Raw genomic sequence first — 15,854 nt, 5'->3', positions numbered from 1 at the left:
AAACTCAGAGCTTGAGGAAGGGTTCGGCGATGCCGGGCACGTCGAGCGCCACGGCGAAAACGCTGCCCGCATGCGGCTCGCGTTCGATCTCTGCGGGCGTCATGTGTTCGCGCGCCGTGGTGATGTAGAGGGTCTTGAGGTCGCTGCCGCCAAAGGCCGGGCAGCTCACCTGGCTGACGCCGGGCACCTCGACCACCTTGTCGAGCTTGCCGTCGGGCGAGATGCGGATGACCTTGCCGCCGCCCCAGCGGGCATTCCACAGATAGCCCTCGGAGTCGACCACCGAGCCATCGGCGCCGCCAGGGCCGTCCATGGTGAAGAAGTCTTCCCACGGCCCGGCCGGCAGGCCGGTCTCCGGGTCGGTGGCGCATTTGACGATCATCTTGCCGGCGTCCGTGAAGTAGGCGGTGCGGCCGTCGGGCGAAAAGCAGATCGAGTTGGGGATGCGGATGTTCTCGATCACCTTGGTGGTCTGCCCGGCACGGTACTGGTAGACGCCGCCGACACCCGCTTCGGCTTTGCGGCCCATGGTGCCGATCCAGAAGCCACCGGTGCGGTCGACGCGGCTGTCATTGGTGCGGTTGGTCGGAACGTCGCCGTCGATCTCGGCGATCACCGAGGTCGTGTCGGTCAGGAAGTCGTAGCGGAGCAGGGCGCCCGACTGGGCGATTGCAAGGCTCTGCTTGTCGATCACCGCGCCGGCGCTGACGGTGTCCTTGAAGGTGATGCGGTCGACGATGTGGCCATCGGTTCCGGCGCTCAGCATGGTCTGGTTGAGGATATCGAACCAGAACAGGCGCTCGAGCAGCGGGTGCCAGAACGGGCCTTCGCCCAGCTCGCAGCGGCTATCGACAAAGAGCTCGGCCTTGGTGTTCATCGCGGTTTTCCCTGGTCATAGGCAGCGACGGCCGCGGTGGCGCGCAATGCCACATCCGCGGCGGACATGCCGGGCTTGAAAATGTAGGTGCCGAGACCGAAGCCGGCGCAGCCGGCGGCGAAGTACTCGGTGAAATTATCGGGATTGGCGCCCCCGACGGCGTAAAGCGGAATGTCGGATGGCAGTACGGCCTTCATCGCCTTGATGCCCTTGGGGCCCAGCACTTCGGCCGGAAAGAACTTGAGGCCCGTGGCGCCCGAGCGGATGGCGGTGAAGGCGTCGGTGGGCGAGAAGACGCCCGGATACGAGGTCATGCCGCGCTCGATGGTGGCGCCGATCACCGAGGGATTGGTGTCGGGGGAGACGACGAACTGGCCGCCGGCATCAGCAACGGCATCGACGTCGGCGCGGCTCAGCACGGTGCCGGCGCCGATCAGCGCCCGGCCCTCGAACACCTTGGCGGCATCCTCGATGGAGCGCAGCGCCTCCGGCGAGTTCAGCGGCACCTCGATCATGGTGATGCCGGCGAGCACCAGGGCGTCGCAGACTTCGAGGGTTTCAGGAGGGGTGATGCCGCGAAGGATCGCGATGATGTGTCGGTGGGTCATGGTCTATGCCTGTCTTGCAGCCTTGAGGCCAGCGAGGGTGGCGTCGGTGGCGTCGATGATGCGGGTGCTGGCGCCCAGCCGGGCGAAGGCCATCTGGTAGAGCCCGCAAAGGCCGACGCTGCCGACCAAGGGGATCTCGGCTGCGCCGATCCAATCGCGCTGGCCGCCGATTTCAGCGCCGATGAGCAGACCCGACAGGAAACCGGCGCACCATGGTGCGCTGCGTCCCGAGAGGAGCGAACCGGCGCGAACCTTGAACAGCGTGGCAGTCAGCCGTTCGGGACGTTCCAGCCCCTGATCGAGGCCTGCTTCGAAGCCGCGCTCCCGATCTTCGCCTTCGAGTTCGCCACCCAGCGAGTGACGCAGCACCGAGTGGGTGCGCAGCAGTTCGAAGATCTCGCCGGTCATGGCGCTCGAGAAGCGCTCGAGCCTGGTGCCAGAGAGGAGCGCCCATTTGCTGTGGGTGCCGGGCATCACCGCCAGACCGGAGAAGCCCGGGAGCAACGATGACAGGCCCAGCAACTGGGTTTCCTCGCCGCGCATCACGTCCTCGGCGCCGACATCACGCAGGCAGACGCCGGGAAGAATGCGGGGGTTGAGCGGACCGGGCATGTCGGGCGCCACCGCGCCTTGAACGAGGCGACCAAGCTCGGCCGGCGCGTCGAGATAGGGGGCCTCGATCCAGCCCTGGCGGGCGCCGGCCATGCCGCAGATCAGCACGTCTTCGACATCCTCGGCGACACCGCTGAGCAGCGAGGTCAGCACATCGGGGTATTGTTCGCGGCTGAGGCGACCCATGCCATCCGGCGACGAGCGCGCGAAGGCGATCTCGCCGGCGGCGTCGATGCCCCATGCGCGCAGATTGGAAGTGCCCCAATCAACGGCGACCCATTCGACCTCTGCTGCCAAAACCTTCTCCCTGGCGCTGCACGTTTGCTGCGCACCGCCATGCCGCTAAAGCGCGATCGGGAAGGTTGTCCACTCTCCTGGTACGATCGCGACGGCCATTTGCATGGAGGCGCTGCCCGAGGATGCCTGAAGCCTCCCTTGGCGGCGCGGACCGTAACGTCTTTGCCGGCCCGGCCCTAGTGCAAATATCGGCGGGGAGGTTCGGTTTCATAAGAAAAAGGGCCGGCAAGGCTGCCGGCCCAAGGACCCGATTGGCGGTGGGTCTGGAGGTCAGTATTTGCGCAAGAGGCCAACCAGCCGGCCCTGCACCTTCACCCGGTCAGGCGGGAAGATGCGGGTCTCGTAGGCCGGGTTGGCCGCTTCGAGCGCAACGGAGTTGCCGCGGCGGCGAAGCCGCTTCAGCGTCGCTTCCTCGTCATCGACGAGGGCGACCACGATCTCGCCGGTCGAGGCCGCGTCCTGCTTCTTGATCAGCACGGTGTCGCCATCGAAGATGCCGGCGTCGATCATCGAATCGCCGCGGACTTCCAGTGCATAGTGCTCACCAGGCCCCAGCATTTCAGGCGGCACCATGATGGAGTGGCTGTGGGTCTGGATCGCTTCGATCGGCGTGCCTGCCGCGATGCGGCCCATTACCGGGATCGTCACCGCCCGATAGGAGTCGGCATTGACCACCGGTGCCGAGGGGCGGGCCGGAGGCGCCGACACCTTGCCGAGGTTACCCTCGATGACCGAGGGCTCGAAGCGGGCCTTGCGACCACCGAGCGAGGGGTTCATCGAATCCGGCAGCTTGATCACCTCGAGCGCGCGGGCCCGGTTGGGCAGGCGCCGGATGAAGCCACGCTCTTCCAGCGCGGTGATCAACCGATGGATGCCGGACTTGCTCCTCAGGTCGAGCGCGTCCTTCATCTCGTCGAACGAGGGTGGGATGCCGGACTCTTTCATCCGCTCGTGGATGAACATCAGCAGTTCGTGTTGCTTGCGCGTAAGCATGGGCGGCTCCGTGAGCAGAATCGGAACAAAGACTGAACGTGTTATACGTGTTCCAGTTATGTTCTGCAATCGAGCGGTGAATATTGCGTTACGATTGGGGGCGCAGCGAGCGGAATGAGCAGGTGTCGGGTCCAGGAACGCCGCTGCTGTCACCCATTGGCGAGGCGGCGGAGGAGGGCCGTGGCGGCAAGGAGGTCCGAGGTAGCCTTGCCTTCGGTGAAGGCGTGGTGAGTGCCGGCAAGGAGCTCGTAGGCGGCAGTCCGCCGGTCCCTCGACCACAGGCGTGCGAGGCTCATCGTGGCCCTCAGTTCCCAGGCGAGCGCTCCCTGGGTTCGAGCGAGATCGATGGCCTCCCGCAGCAGCCGCGTGCCGGCCTCGATATCGCCATCGGCGACCCTCGCGAGGGCGAAGGCCCGCAGGATCTCGGGTCGGCACCAGCCGCTGCTGTGTTCGGGGGAGAGCTTCAGCCCGCGCAGCGAGCCGGTGAGCGTCACCCAGGTCTCGGCCTGCAGGAAGCTCGCCGGCTGCAACAGGATGGCGCTTTCGCTGCGACGGCCTTCGCGGACGGCGATGTGGATCATCACCTTGCGGTAGAGATCGGCCCATGAGGTCCAGAGCGGCAGCCCGGCATGCTCGGCCGCGCGCTCCAGTTGCGTGATGTAGCCAACGGCTCGGTCATCCTCGCCGTACCACAGCAGCAAAGGGCAGGCGCCCAGGCCAATCGCTTCGCAGAGGGCCCAGGGACCTTGCTCGGCCGCGAAGTTCAGCGCCTCGAACAGCAGGTGGCGGGATTGGTCGGGCTTGCCCAGCAGCCACAGCCGGCGCGCCTCCAGGACGCGCAGGGCGCCCCTCGGCGGGGAGGTCAGAATGGCGAGCGGCGCCGGCAATTGCCAGTCGGGGCCAGCGATCATGGCGTTGGCGAGGCGGGCCGAGGCGGCATGGTCGCCGGCATAGTGCAGCGCCTCAGCCTGCAACCGGTCCGCGGTTTGCGCCAGATCGCGACGTCCGGCAGCGCGGGCATTGGCAAGAGCCGCCTGCGACAGCCCGGCGGAGCGCTGGAGGTGACCGGTGCGCAGCGCCAGGGCCGAGCGGACCAGCAGAAGTTCCGCATCGGCCCATGCGGCGGCCATGGTGCGGCCAAGGCGGGCCGCCTCGAGCAAGTGCCGGCCTTCGATGCGCAGCGGACCGGCGCGATCTTCCGTCAGCGTCGCCAGTTGCAGATGCAGCCGGAACCGCAGTTTGGCTGGCAGAAGCGCTCCGGCCCGTAGAGCTGTCACGGCGCGGCTACGCATCTCGTCATAGTGGCCACCCCGCAGCAGCAGGGGGCTCGCATGGGCCGCGAGGAGGGCGCCGGCGTCCAGGTCGCCATGCGGCGAAAGGCACCGGTCGAGTGCCTCGCGGACCTCCTCGACCAGGTCGCCATGCCGTTCCAGCCACTCGGCACGTGACAGCTTCTGCCACGCCTCGAGGGCATTGATGACATGCGACAGGGCGAGGTCGGCATGACGCCGTGCCGTCCGAGGCAAATCCTCTGACGCGGCGAGCCGTTCGGCGGCGTAGGCGCGCAAGGGGCGGGAGAGACGGTATCGCACTGCATGTCCACCCCGAGCGGTGAGCACCTGCGACTTTGCCACGAGGCCGCCCAGCGCGGCGATGACGCGCCGATCATCGAGGTCGCCGTCGGTGGTCACGGCAGAGGCATCAGCCAGGTCGAACGCGCCGGCGAAGATCGACAGCCGCCGCAGCACGATGCGTTCGTCGCCGGAGAGCGCGCCATGGTTGAGCTCATAGAGCCCGCGCATCGAACGGTGGCGCGGCGCAACGGTGCGGCGGCCATCGGACAGAAACTCGATACCGCGCTCGAGTTGGGTGCGCACTTCCTGCAGCCCGAACACCTGGATACGAGCGGCGGCCATATCGATGGCGAGCGGCAAGCCGTCGAGTTTGCGGCTGATGGCCACGAGGTGCCGGACGTCGCGGTCGCTGCCGCGCAGGGTTTCGTTGCCGGCCTGGACGCGCTCGATCAGCATGCGCACCGCGGCGTGGGTCATGGCCTCGTCCAGCCCGATATCGTCGCGTTCCGGCAGGTCGAGCGGCGCCAGGCGATAGACGTGCTCTCCGGCAGCTCGCAGCGGCTCGCTGCTGGTGGCGAGGACGTGGAGGCGCGGCAGCAGGCGCAGCACGGCTTCGATCGCGATGGCGGCGTCCTCGATCAGCGCGTCACAGCTGTCGATCAGCAGCAGTTTGTGAACATCCACCGGCCGGTCCCCGCTGCCCGCTGCGAGCGCCCGCAGCAACTCCGGCTCGACCCTGCGCCCGCCGGTCAGCGTGGAGAGGTCGACATAGGCGCCCCCGTCGGCGAAGCGACCGGCCAGCCGCTGCGCCGCCACGGCAGCGAGCGAACTCTTGCCGATGCCGCCCGGGCCCACGACGCTCACCAGCCGGCGCGCCGTGACCATGTCGGCAACGGCGCGCAGCGCCTCGTCACGGCCGATCAACTGGACCAGGCTACCTGGCAGTGTTGCGGGTGGGCCGTCGGCAGCGCGAGCAACCGGCGTTCTGCCGCCGACCGGCGCGATAAAGCGATAGCCGCGGCCCGAAACGTTGGCGATGTAAACCGGCCTGGTGGAGGAATCGTGCAGCGCACGTCGAATGGCGGCGAGGTGCACGCGCAGGTTCACCTCCTCGACGAAGGTCTCGGGCCACGCCACCCGGACCAGCTCCTCCTTGGTGACGAGGGCGCCGGGTCGCTCCAGCAGTGCGAGAAGAATGGCCATGGCGCGGCTGCCCAGACGCACCGGCTTGTCGTCCTCGAACAGCAGGTGGCGGGAGGCGTCGACGCTGAAGCCACCAAAATGCAGTAACTGGTCTTCGGACGCCCCGGCGGCATCCGGCGAGCGCAGCTTCAGCTCATTTGGCGGGCCATTCATCGGGTCAGGGGCCGAGGGTAGGGTGGTGCGGGGGCAGGAAACGGCCGCTGTGCAGCGCCGCCGTCTCGTCGATGCGCTTCACCCAGGCGATTGCGCCTTGCTCGAGGGCGGTAGCGCGGGCCTCTGCAAGAAGGCGCCGGGCGGCCGCGGGGTCGAACCAGATGGCCGTGCTTGCCTGGGTGCGCAGCACCTCGGGTTTGGTCCAGCCGACGGTGCCTTCGGCGACACGGCGCAGCGCCAGTTCGGAAATGGCGCGGCCGTCTACCGTTGCCAGGTGGTCGGCTTCGATCGCATCGAGGTTGTCGACCTCGAGCGGCTCCTCGTTGACCTCATCGGGATTAAAGCGGAGATCGATGGCCCGGAGCAGGCGGCGGCCCCAGTTGCGCCAGTAGTTGAGCCCGTCGCCGCCAGCTTCCTCCATCAGCTCGAACGCATAGGAGCGGGCGGCCTGTTCGTCATCGGTCCAGATGGCGATGGGAGCACAGGCCAGCGCAATGGCGTGACAGTTGGCGATGAGGTTGTCGCGGCGCGATCGCGCCAGGGTGTCGGCAGCGATCTCGACGGCCCCCTGGCCGTCGCCGGTAAGGCAGGCGATACGGGCGAGGACGATGCCCATCGAAACATAGGGGTGCACAGAGGTGCAGGGGATGAACCCCTTGGCCTCGCGTCGGACCCGTTCGGCTACCCGCTTCGCCTCGGCATGTTCGCCGAGAAAGTGCAGCGACTGGGCGATCGATTTGTAGGCGAACATTGGCTCGTCGAGCCGCTCGCGCGTCGCCTGCTCGACCATGTCGTAGGCGATTTGTCGGCAGCGCGGATAGTCCGCCTCGGTGAAGGTGGCGCACCACTGCATGGCCATTTCGGTGTGCGTGTCGGCCGCTGAGATCGTCATCGGCGCTGCCTCCGGATCGGTTGCGGAGACAATGCTGTCGCGGCGGACGGCAGCATGCCCCAGCAGAGACCCTAGCGAGTCGGCCAACCCGCGGCGTGTGAAGAGTTGCTAAGAAGCATGAATCGCTCGGCGCGCCGTTACGATACTTCACAGCGATTAACTGGCAGCATGACCGCCGCCGGATCAGCTTTGGACCACCGAGACAGAACTCGGTCTCACCAAGGAGAGATCCAATGCTTTCAACAAAGATGATCGCGCTCAGCCTCGCGACAGCGCTGCCGATGCTGCTCGCGGCCATGCCGCAGGCGCTCGCCGCCGAGATCAAGAATGTCGTGATGGTCCACGGCGCGTGGGCCGATGGCTCGGGCTGGCGGCCGATCTACGAGATCCTGAAGAAGGAGGGCTATAACGTCCGCATGGTGCAGAACCCGCTGACCTCGATCGAGGCAGACGTCGCTGCCACCGATCGGGTGCTGGACCGCATGGATGGCCCGGTCATTCTCGTTGGCCATTCCTATGGCGGCGCGGTGATCACCGAGGCGGGCGACCACGAGAAGGTGGCGGGCCTCGTCTACGTCGAGGCTTTCGTGCCGGATGTCGGGGAATCGCCGTTCGGCCTGATCCCGCAGGATCCGAACCATCCGCCGCCGTTCGATATCGGCGAGGATGGCTTCGTGTTCTTCAACGAGGCCGCCTATGTTCCCGGTTTCGCCGATGCACTGCCGCAGGCCGACGCCGAATTCCTGCGTGACTCGCAGGTGCCGATCTCGCTGCAGGGCGCGAGCACGCCGCTCACCGTTGCCGCCTGGAAGGACAAGCCGTCCTGGTACCAGTTGGCCGACGCCGATCACGTGATCCCGCCCGAGGCGCAAAAGCAGATGGCCGGCCGCGCCAAGGCAACCGTGGTGACGGTCAGCGGCGGGCACCTGGCGTTCATTGCCCATGCCGAGGACACCGCGAAGCTGATCATGGACGCTGCCAAGGCCGTGTCGGCGCAGTAGCCCACGCTCTCCCGCGAGCGCAGACGCCCCAAATCCTGCGCTCGTGGCCCTCGCGTGCCGCCCGCCCTCCCATGCCCCTCGCGTGGCGGCACGCGTCTTTCCCTTACCCAGGAGATTGCCCATGGCCCACTTCACCACCAAGGACGGCACCGAGATCTACTTCAACGACTGGGGAACCGGACAGCCGATCGTCTTCTCGCATGGCTGGCCGTTGAGCGCCGACGCGTTCGAGGACCAGATGTTCTATTTCGCCGAGCGCGGCTACCGGGTGATCGCGCATGACCGGCGCGGACATGGTCGTTCGAGCCAGCCCCTCGGCGGCAACGATATGGACAACTATGCCGACGACCTCGCGGCTCTGGTCAGCCATCTCGGCCTTGCCGATGCCATTCATGTCGGCCATTCGACCGGCGGTGGTGAGGTGGCTCGCTATATCGGCCGGCATGGCACGGCGCGTGTCGCCGCAGCTGTGCTGATTGGCGCCGTGCCGCCGCTGATGCTGAAGACTGCCGCCAATCCGGCCGGGCTGCCGATCGAGGTGTTCGATGGCATCCGCGCCGGGGTGCAAGCGGACCGGTCGCAATTCTTCATCGACCTGTCGATGCCGTTCTACGGCTACAACCGACCCGGCGCGAGGATCAGCCAGGGCGTCCGCGACAGCTTCTGGCGCCAGGGCATGGCAGCGGGCATGCCGGCCAGCCACTACTGCATCAAGGCGTTCTCGGAGACCGACCTCACCGAGGACCTGAAGCGCTTCGACAAGCCGACATTGATCCTCCACGGCGACGACGATCAGATCGTGCCGATCATCGCATCGGCAGCGCAGTCGTCAAAGATCGTCGCCGGCAACGAGCTGCGTGTCTATGCCGGCGGCGACCATGGCATCTGCACCACGCAGAAGGACCGGGTGAATGCCGACCTCTGGCAGTTCGTCTCCGGGCTGGCCGCGCCATGACCAGGCGAAAACCGGCAGGGGATCGCCCGCCACCGCTCGCGCCCGAGCTTGGCGCCGTCCGCGATGCCGGCCCGGCGGCGATGCGCCGCCCGGCGCGGGATTGGGATCTGGTGGATGAGGAATCCGACGAGTCCTTCCCCGCCAGCGATCCGCCTTCGCATGCACCGGCTCGGTCTGGCTGACCAGCCTCGGAGGACGACATGAACATGCTCGACATGCGCGCGAACGAGGTTGAAACGCAGCTGGTCGACGCCGTAGCGGCGGCGCTCAAAAGCCGGCTGGCTCGGCCGATCCCGGCCTATCTGCGGCGCGATCGGCGGGGCAGCGGCGGGCTTGCAGCCTGGCAGGAGATCCGGGTGGCGCGTCACATCGTCGACAACGCCGATCGTCCGCTGCGGGTCAGCAAGCTGGCCGACCTCGCCGGTCTGAGCTCCAGCCACTTCTCCCGTGCCTTCCGGGCGAGCTTTGGCCTGTCGCCACACAAAATGCTGGCGCACCACCGCATCACGCAAGCCAAGCACCTGCTGCTCAGCACCGACCTGCCGCTGTCTGAGATCGCCAGCGCCTGCGGCTATGTCGACCAGTCGCATTTCTCGCGCCAGTTCCACCGCCACACCTCCACCAGTCCCGGCCGCTGGCGCCGGGACCACCAATGTCCACCCATCAGCAAAGGACAAACCCATGCGTAGTTCATCACTCGTGGCGCTCGCCGTCGCGGCCGCACTCGTTCCGCCGGCCGGCGCCCACGAGATCGCCAGTGCCAGCGATCCGGCGGTGCATGCCGCGTTCGACATCGTCGATACGCGGGTTACCACTGAGAGCGGCGATGTGGTGTTCGCCGTCAAGGTTCGTGATGGGGCCGGCACCAGCAAGCCCGATCCGAAGGGCGAGTTCGCCGGATCCGAGGTCTATGCCTATGTCTGGCCTACTTCGATCGACAGCGGCGATATCGGCTTTGATGTCGGCCAGGGGATCGTCGCCATGGCGGTTACCTTCCACCCGGATTTCGACGACGCGGCCTATGGCGGCAAAAACCGTCACATCTGGCACCCCCATTGGGTGGTGCTGGTCAAGGACGAAGCCTGCGGCGGTGGACTGACGGTCAAAGACATTCCCGAGGGGACGACGGTCAAGACCCCGCCGACCTGGCCAGGGGTGCCGATCCTCATCGACAGCCCGGCGTTTCCGCTCGATTTCACTTCGGACACGGTGGAGGTCCGCGTGCCGTTGAGTGCGGTCACCCCGCTCGCCGGCGCCAGTTTCGACGGTGTCACCGCCGGCCTCAAGGTCAACGCCAACATCCACGCCCCACTGCTCTGCGTCGATGATGTCTTCAAGATCGCCTCGGGCGACCTCAGCCTGCCGGGCAAAGTGGCGCCGGCGCCGCAATGAACGGCAGCGCCCCCAGGACCTGTGTCGCCCTCCGGCATGTCGAGTTCGAGCACCTCGGCACGCTGGAGCTGCTGCTGCGACAATCGGGTTTCGACATTCGCCTGGTCGATGCGGGCAGGGACGCGCTGCCGGTCGCCGACGCGCTGGAAGACGACCTGCTGGTGGTGCTCGGCGGGCCGATCGGCGCCTATGACGAGCAGCACTACCCGTTCCTCACCGAGGAGATCCGCCTGATCGAGGCGCGGCTCAGGCGCGGGCGACCGACGCTGGGCATATGCCTGGGCGCACAGCTCATGGCGCGGGCACTGGGAGCCTCGGTTGATCTGTGCCCGGTCAAGGAGATTGGCTGGAGCGAGCTGGTGCTCACCGACCGCGGCCTGCAATCGCCCTTGGCGGCTCTGCAGGACGTAGAGGTGCTGCATTGGCATGGCGATGTGTTCAATCTACCGGATGGGGCGAGCCTGCTCGCCGCTACACAGGCCTGCCCGCATCAGGCGTTTGCCCTGGGGCACTACGCCCTTGGCCTGCAGTTCCACGCCGAAGTCGACGCCGACGAAATCGAGAGCTGGCTGATCGGCCATGCCGTCGAGCTGGCGATGGCCGGCAAGTCGCCCGAGCAGCTTCGTCAACAATCGCTCCACCATGGCGCCGCGCTCAAGCGGGCGTCGCGCCACCTGTTTGCCGAGTGGCTGGCCGACCTGCTGGTCGAGACTGTCCAAGCCTGAACAACCCGAGCCTGAACAATCAAGGAGACGACGAATGAGCAACACCATCGTTCTGGTCCACGGCGCCTGGCTCAATGCCAAGAGCTGGGAGAAATGGGTCGCCCACTACGAAGCCAAGGGCTACCGCGTCGTGGCGCCCAACTGGCCCTACGACGATCGCGATCCGGCTGAACTGCGGGCGCATTCACACCCCGAACTCCGGACGGTCGGCTTCCTCAAGATCCTCGAACATCTCGACCGCACCATTCGCAGCCTGCCGGAAGAGCCGATCCTGATGGGACACTCGGCCGGCGGCGTGATGGTGCAGAGCCTGCTCAATCGCGGCCTCGGCGTTGCCGGCGTCGCCATCGACCCGGCGCCGACCACCGGCGTTCCGCTCGGGCCGCATTCGATCGTCTCGGCTTTCCCCGTGCTCGGTTCGTTCGGCAGCTGGGGGCGGGTGATGCATATGTCGCGCAAGTTCTTCGCGACCCGCTTCGCCCAGACCATCCCCGCCGGCCAGTCGGATGCGCTCTATGATCGCTACATCGTGCCGACCCCCGGCAAGCTCTACTGGGACGGCATCCTGACGCAGACCGGCAAGATCCAGTGGGATAACCCGCAGCGGGCGCCGCTGCTGATGATCGGCGGCGGCAAGGACCTGGTGGCCGATGCGAGCATGACGCGGGCCAATTACGAGCGGCAGAAGCGCGCACCGTCCAAGACCGAGCTTCGTATCTTCCCCGATCGGTCGCACTGGACCTGTATGGATCCCGGCTGGGAGGAGGTCGCCGACCTGGCGCTCGACTGGGCGAGCCGCAACGCCCGTTCCGGCCGCAGCAATGTCGCCGCTCTCAAACGCTCCGTGGCATGACATAGTGACGGGCCGGTCCAAGGGCCGGCCTGCCTTGGGGCGAGGTTCGATGCGTATCCACCACCTGAATTGCGGAAGCCATTGCCCGGTCGGCGGTCGCTTCTACGACAGCGCCGCGACCGGCCTCAGCGCCAATATCTGTACCCATTGCCTGCTGATCGAGCTGGCTGACAGCCTCGTGCTGGTCGACACCGGCTATGGCCTCGAGGATGTCCGCAGCGTGCCGCAGCGGCGCTTGAGCCATCTCTGGCCACTGGTGCTCAACCCTCGGCTTTGCGAAGCGGATACGGCCCTCCGCCAAGTCGAGGCGCTGGGCTACTCGGCCCGCGATGTGCGGAACATCGTGTTGACCCACCTCGATTTCGACCACGCCGGCGGGCTCGAGGACTTTCCGGGCGCCAAGGTGCATCTGCTTACAGCCGAGCACGACGCGGCGCGGCAACTGCCACGCAGCTTCGTCGGCAACCAGCGCTACCGGCCGCTACAGTGGGATTTGGTCCGCGACTGGCAGGGCTACAAACCTGATGGCGAGTCCTGGTTCGGCTTCGAGGCGGTGCGCCAGCTGGAAGGCCTGCCGCCCGAAATCCTGCTCATCCCGTTGCGCGGCCATACCCTGGGCCACGCCGGCGTTGCCGTTGCGACCGGCGATGGCTGGTTGCTGAATGCCGGCGACGCCTACCTGCACCACAGCGAGCTGTTGGCGAAAGGTGGCATGCCGCCGGGTCTCGCGCTCTACGAGCGGATCATGACCACCGATCTGCCGGCGGCGCGGCACAACCTGCAGCGGCTGCGCGAGCTCGAGGCAACGCACGGCAGCGAGATCGATATCTTCTGCAGCCACGACACCGGCGAGCTTACCGCGCTCAAGCAGCGCGGCTAGGCCAGCTCGGCCAGCAGCGCCCGGGCGGCGATCGGGTCGGCAGTGCCATGCCCCTCGGGCAGTTGCTCGAGAGTGCCGCTGAGCAGGTCCATGGCCTCCATCCGCCGACGTGTGCTTGCCCAGAGACGCCCAAGGCTCATCGCGCAACGGAGCTCCCAGGCGCGCGCCCCATGCTGCCGGGCGAGCTGCAGCGCGTCGGTCAGGTCTGCTTCACTGCTGTCACGCTCACCGCGCAGCCGGAGCAGCTCGGGCGCCGACCAGTCGGCGAGGTTGATGGTCGTCGGCAGCGGGGCGGCGAGGCCGACGATGGTCGACAGCGTCTGCACCTGCAGGTCGCCTGTCGCCGGGGAGACGGGGCTGCCCGTCATGTGCCAGCCGATTGCTGCATCGAACAGTTCGCCCCACATCGCCCAGTGCTTGAACGAGTAGCGCGCGGCGTGCTCGAACAGCATTGCGGTCAGTTCGCGCGCGCGTTCGAAATCGCCGCACCACAGGTAGACCGGGATGACGGCCATGCCCAGCAACTGCGCCAGAGCGACCGGGCCCGCATCGGGGGCGATGGCGATGCCCTCTTCGGCCACGCGCCGGGCCTCGTCGGCACGGCCGCTCATCCAGAGCGACCTGGTCAGCACCCAGCGCATGGTGATCCGACGGTCGGTGTGCATGAAGCCGTAGGTGTAGGGAATGTTGCGCACCGGGTGACGCAGCACGGCGGTTGCCAGCTCGGTGGCGCGCTGGTGCTGGCCGGCGTAGTGCGCGGCCTGCGCCATGGCGCGGCTGGCAGAGAGAACGGCGTATTCGTCACCGCTTCGTTGCGCCAGCTCCAGTGCACGTTCGCCGATGACAGCGGCGGTTTCGTACTGAGCCGTACTGATATGCGTTGAGCTGATCGTAACCAGCGGCTCCATCCGATGGCGGTCTTTTCCCGTCAGCTCGGCGAGATGCCGGGCGCGGGGCAGGGACACATCCACCTGCTGACCGATATTGTAGGTCAGGTGGTTCCGCGCCACCTGCAGCCGCAGCTCGGGCACCAGCAGCGGCTGCGGGAGTTGCTGGGCGTTCTGGATAGCCAGCAGCATCCGTTCGCGGAATTCATCGTGCAGCCCGAGCAGCATGCCGAGCGGCAGGCTGAGGCTGGTCAACACGATGCCGCCTGCAGGGTCGCCATCCGGCCCGAAGGACCAGCTCAGGGCCGTGCGGATATCGTCGATGTAGCGCTTGTAGGTGTCGGTCCAGGCCGGCACCGGCGTCATGTTCCAATCCGCTTCGGCTTCGCGCAGCACATCGCAGAGATAGTGCACGTGCAGTTCGCGAACCCGCTTCACCTCGCCTGCAGTGGCGAGCTTGTCCTGCGCATAGATCCGCGTGCTGTCGAGCATGCGGAAGCTGGATGCGCCATCCCTTGTGCTCTGCATCAGCAGCGACTTGCGCGCGAGGCTCATGACCGCGTCGGTCGCGCTGCTCTGGTTGACCCGTTCATCGCCCGCCACCAGCGCGGCGGCGTCGATGGAAAACTCGCCGGCGAATACCGACAGCCGCCGCAGCACGACGCGATCGCGCTCGCCGAGGTTGTCGTGGCTCCAATCCAGCATATTGCTCAAGGTCTGGTGCCGCGTCGCAGCGGTGCGCCGTCCGCCGGTGAGGATACCGAAGCGGTCATCGAGCCGGGCAGCCAGTTCGGCGATGCCGAACGTGCCGACGCGCGAGGCGGCGATCTCGATCGCCAGCGGCAATCCGTCCAGCCGACGGCAGATTTCGACGATGAACGGCACATCGGCATCGCCGATGGTCAGCGCGTCGTCGTTGGCCAGCATGTGCGAGACGAAGAGCTCGACGGCGGGGAGGAGCAGGGCCTCGCGCAGCGGCAGCGCATCCGCGCCCGGAGGCAGTTCGAACGGCGCCAGCCGGAACACCCGCTCGCCCTCCATCCGCAACGGCTCGTGGCTGGTGGCGACGATCCGAATGCCTGGGCAACCCCTGAGGATGGCCTCGGTCACATGCGCGGCGGTATCGATCACGTGCTCGCAGTTGTCGAACACCAGCAAGGCCTCGTCGCGCGTGAGGTGGGCAACCAGGCTCTGCGCCGGCCGCTCGGTGTCGATGGCGATCCGAAGCGCCGAAGCGACGGCGAATGGAAGGTTGTCTGCGGACGAGACTGCTGCCAGATCAATGAAGTAGGCGCCACTACGAAACTGATGCTTTAACCTGTGGGCCAGGGCGACGGCGACCGTGGTCTTGCCGATGCCACCCGGTCCGGCGATCGTCACTTCGCGCGATTGCTCCAGCAGCGTTGCCAGCACATCGAGGACGTCGGCCCGTCCGATGACATTGGCGACCTGCGCCGGCAGGTTGTCACGGATCGCCGGGGTGAGGCCCTCCAGTGGCGCGGGGCCGCTCATCTCCCGTGATACCGGGCCCACGAACTTGTAGCCGCGGCCGGCGACATTGAGGATGTATTTGGGCAGTTCGCTGGAATCGCCGAGCGCGCGGCGGAGGGCGGCGATGTGCACGCGGAGATTGCCTTCCTCGACATGCGTGTCGGGCCAGGCGCTCGCCAGGAGGTCGTTCTTACTCACCAGTTCGCCCGGCCGTTGCAGCAGCGCCGAAAGGATCATGATGGCGCGACTGCCAAGCCGGACCGGCTGCCCGTTCAAGGTGAGCAACTGGCGCGCCGCCGACAGCTCGAACGGGCCAAAAGCATAGGATGGAGCGCCGGAGCCGTGGCCAGACACCACTGCACCGGGGTCGTCAGCCGAAGGATCTCCAGCTTCGTCCATCACGTTGCACCGCTCTCGGCCAGCTCAGGGGAAGCGCCCCGCACCGGACGGTAGGGTAGGCC

At 67.1% G+C, this 15,854-nt stretch carries 14 protein-coding genes; 7 read left to right on the top strand and 7 right to left on the bottom strand.

Annotation, left to right across the window (positions count from 1 at the left end; genetic code table 11):
• Positions 1–4 precede the first annotated feature (4 nt).
• The 6 genes from ASC68_RS16500 to ASC68_RS16475 all read right to left on the bottom strand — a co-directional run bounded on the left by ASC68_RS16500 (position 5) and on the right by ASC68_RS16475 (position 7,209).
• Entirely contained in the window at positions 5–877 is an 873-nt protein-coding gene (locus tag ASC68_RS16500) for an SMP-30/gluconolactonase/LRE family protein (RefSeq protein WP_055881544.1), read from the bottom strand.
• Positions 874–1,485: a 2-dehydro-3-deoxy-6-phosphogalactonate aldolase gene (locus ASC68_RS16495; RefSeq protein ID WP_055881541.1), complete on the bottom strand. Its 612-nt coding sequence runs from the start codon at positions 1,483–1,485 to the stop codon at positions 874–876. Before ASC68_RS16495 ends, ASC68_RS16500 begins: the two co-directional genes overlap by 4 nt.
• 3 nt (positions 1,486–1,488) lie before the next feature.
• A complete protein-coding gene (locus ASC68_RS16490) occupies positions 1,489–2,394 on the bottom strand; it encodes a 2-dehydro-3-deoxygalactonokinase (protein ID WP_055881538.1) in 906 nt (301 codons plus the stop codon).
• Between the two features lie 270 nt (positions 2,395–2,664).
• Positions 2,665–3,387, bottom strand: coding sequence for a transcriptional repressor LexA (gene lexA / locus ASC68_RS16485; protein WP_055881535.1), 723 nt, complete (start codon positions 3,385–3,387; stop codon positions 2,665–2,667).
• A gap of 149 nt (positions 3,388–3,536) precedes the next feature.
• On the bottom strand, positions 3,537–6,317 hold the full coding sequence (locus ASC68_RS16480) for a winged helix-turn-helix domain-containing protein (RefSeq protein ID WP_055881532.1): 2,781 nt from the start codon (positions 6,315–6,317) through the stop codon (positions 3,537–3,539).
• 4 nt (positions 6,318–6,321) lie between these two features.
• Complete coding sequence (locus ASC68_RS16475; RefSeq protein WP_055881529.1) at positions 6,322–7,209, bottom strand: hypothetical protein; 888 nt, start codon at positions 7,207–7,209, stop codon at positions 6,322–6,324.
• 233 nt (positions 7,210–7,442) lie between these two features.
• Here ASC68_RS16475 and ASC68_RS16470 point away from each other — a divergent pair, with 233 nt between their 5' ends.
• The 7 genes from ASC68_RS16470 to ASC68_RS16440 all read left to right on the top strand — a co-directional run bounded on the left by ASC68_RS16470 (position 7,443) and on the right by ASC68_RS16440 (position 13,015).
• Positions 7,443–8,210, top strand: a complete 768-nt coding sequence (locus ASC68_RS16470) for an alpha/beta hydrolase (protein ID WP_197421260.1) — start codon at positions 7,443–7,445, stop codon at positions 8,208–8,210.
• Positions 8,211–8,331: 121 nt separating this feature from the next.
• The gene (locus ASC68_RS16465; protein WP_055881525.1) at positions 8,332–9,165 is read left to right on the top strand and encodes an alpha/beta hydrolase; all 834 of its coding nucleotides are present in this window, start codon (positions 8,332–8,334) and stop codon (positions 9,163–9,165) included.
• A 200-nt stretch (positions 9,166–9,365) separates the two neighbouring features.
• On the top strand, positions 9,366–9,854 hold the full coding sequence (locus tag ASC68_RS16460; RefSeq protein ID WP_055881523.1) for an AraC family transcriptional regulator: 489 nt from the start codon (positions 9,366–9,368) through the stop codon (positions 9,852–9,854).
• The gene (locus ASC68_RS16455) at positions 9,847–10,557 is read left to right on the top strand and encodes a hypothetical protein (RefSeq protein ID WP_055881521.1); all 711 of its coding nucleotides are present in this window, start codon (positions 9,847–9,849) and stop codon (positions 10,555–10,557) included. The genes ASC68_RS16460 and ASC68_RS16455 overlap by 8 nt, the downstream gene beginning before the upstream one ends.
• A complete protein-coding gene (locus ASC68_RS16450; protein WP_055881517.1) occupies positions 10,554–11,282 on the top strand; it encodes a glutamine amidotransferase in 729 nt (242 codons plus the stop codon). The genes ASC68_RS16455 and ASC68_RS16450 overlap by 4 nt, the downstream gene beginning before the upstream one ends.
• A gap of 34 nt (positions 11,283–11,316) precedes the next feature.
• The gene (locus ASC68_RS16445; RefSeq protein ID WP_055881515.1) at positions 11,317–12,135 is read left to right on the top strand and encodes an alpha/beta hydrolase; all 819 of its coding nucleotides are present in this window, start codon (positions 11,317–11,319) and stop codon (positions 12,133–12,135) included.
• A gap of 49 nt (positions 12,136–12,184) precedes the next feature.
• On the top strand, positions 12,185–13,015 hold the full coding sequence (locus ASC68_RS16440) for an MBL fold metallo-hydrolase (protein ID WP_055881513.1): 831 nt from the start codon (positions 12,185–12,187) through the stop codon (positions 13,013–13,015).
• On the opposite strand, the gene ASC68_RS16435 is transcribed toward ASC68_RS16440, so the two are convergent.
• Positions 13,012–15,792 carry a winged helix-turn-helix domain-containing protein gene (locus ASC68_RS16435; RefSeq protein ID WP_082528224.1) on the bottom strand — a complete coding sequence of 927 codons (2,781 nt, stop codon included), beginning with the start codon at positions 15,790–15,792 and terminating at the stop codon, positions 13,012–13,014. The genes ASC68_RS16440 and ASC68_RS16435 overlap by 4 nt on opposite strands.
• Between the last annotated feature and the right edge of the window lie 62 nt (positions 15,793–15,854).

Origin of the sequence: Devosia sp. Root105 (genome assembly GCF_001424865.1) — a bacterium.
GTDB lineage: Bacteria > Pseudomonadota > Alphaproteobacteria > Rhizobiales > Devosiaceae > Devosia_A.
The sequence above is the reverse complement of the archived record's forward strand: the minus strand, read 5'-3'. Positions and strand labels throughout refer to the sequence as shown.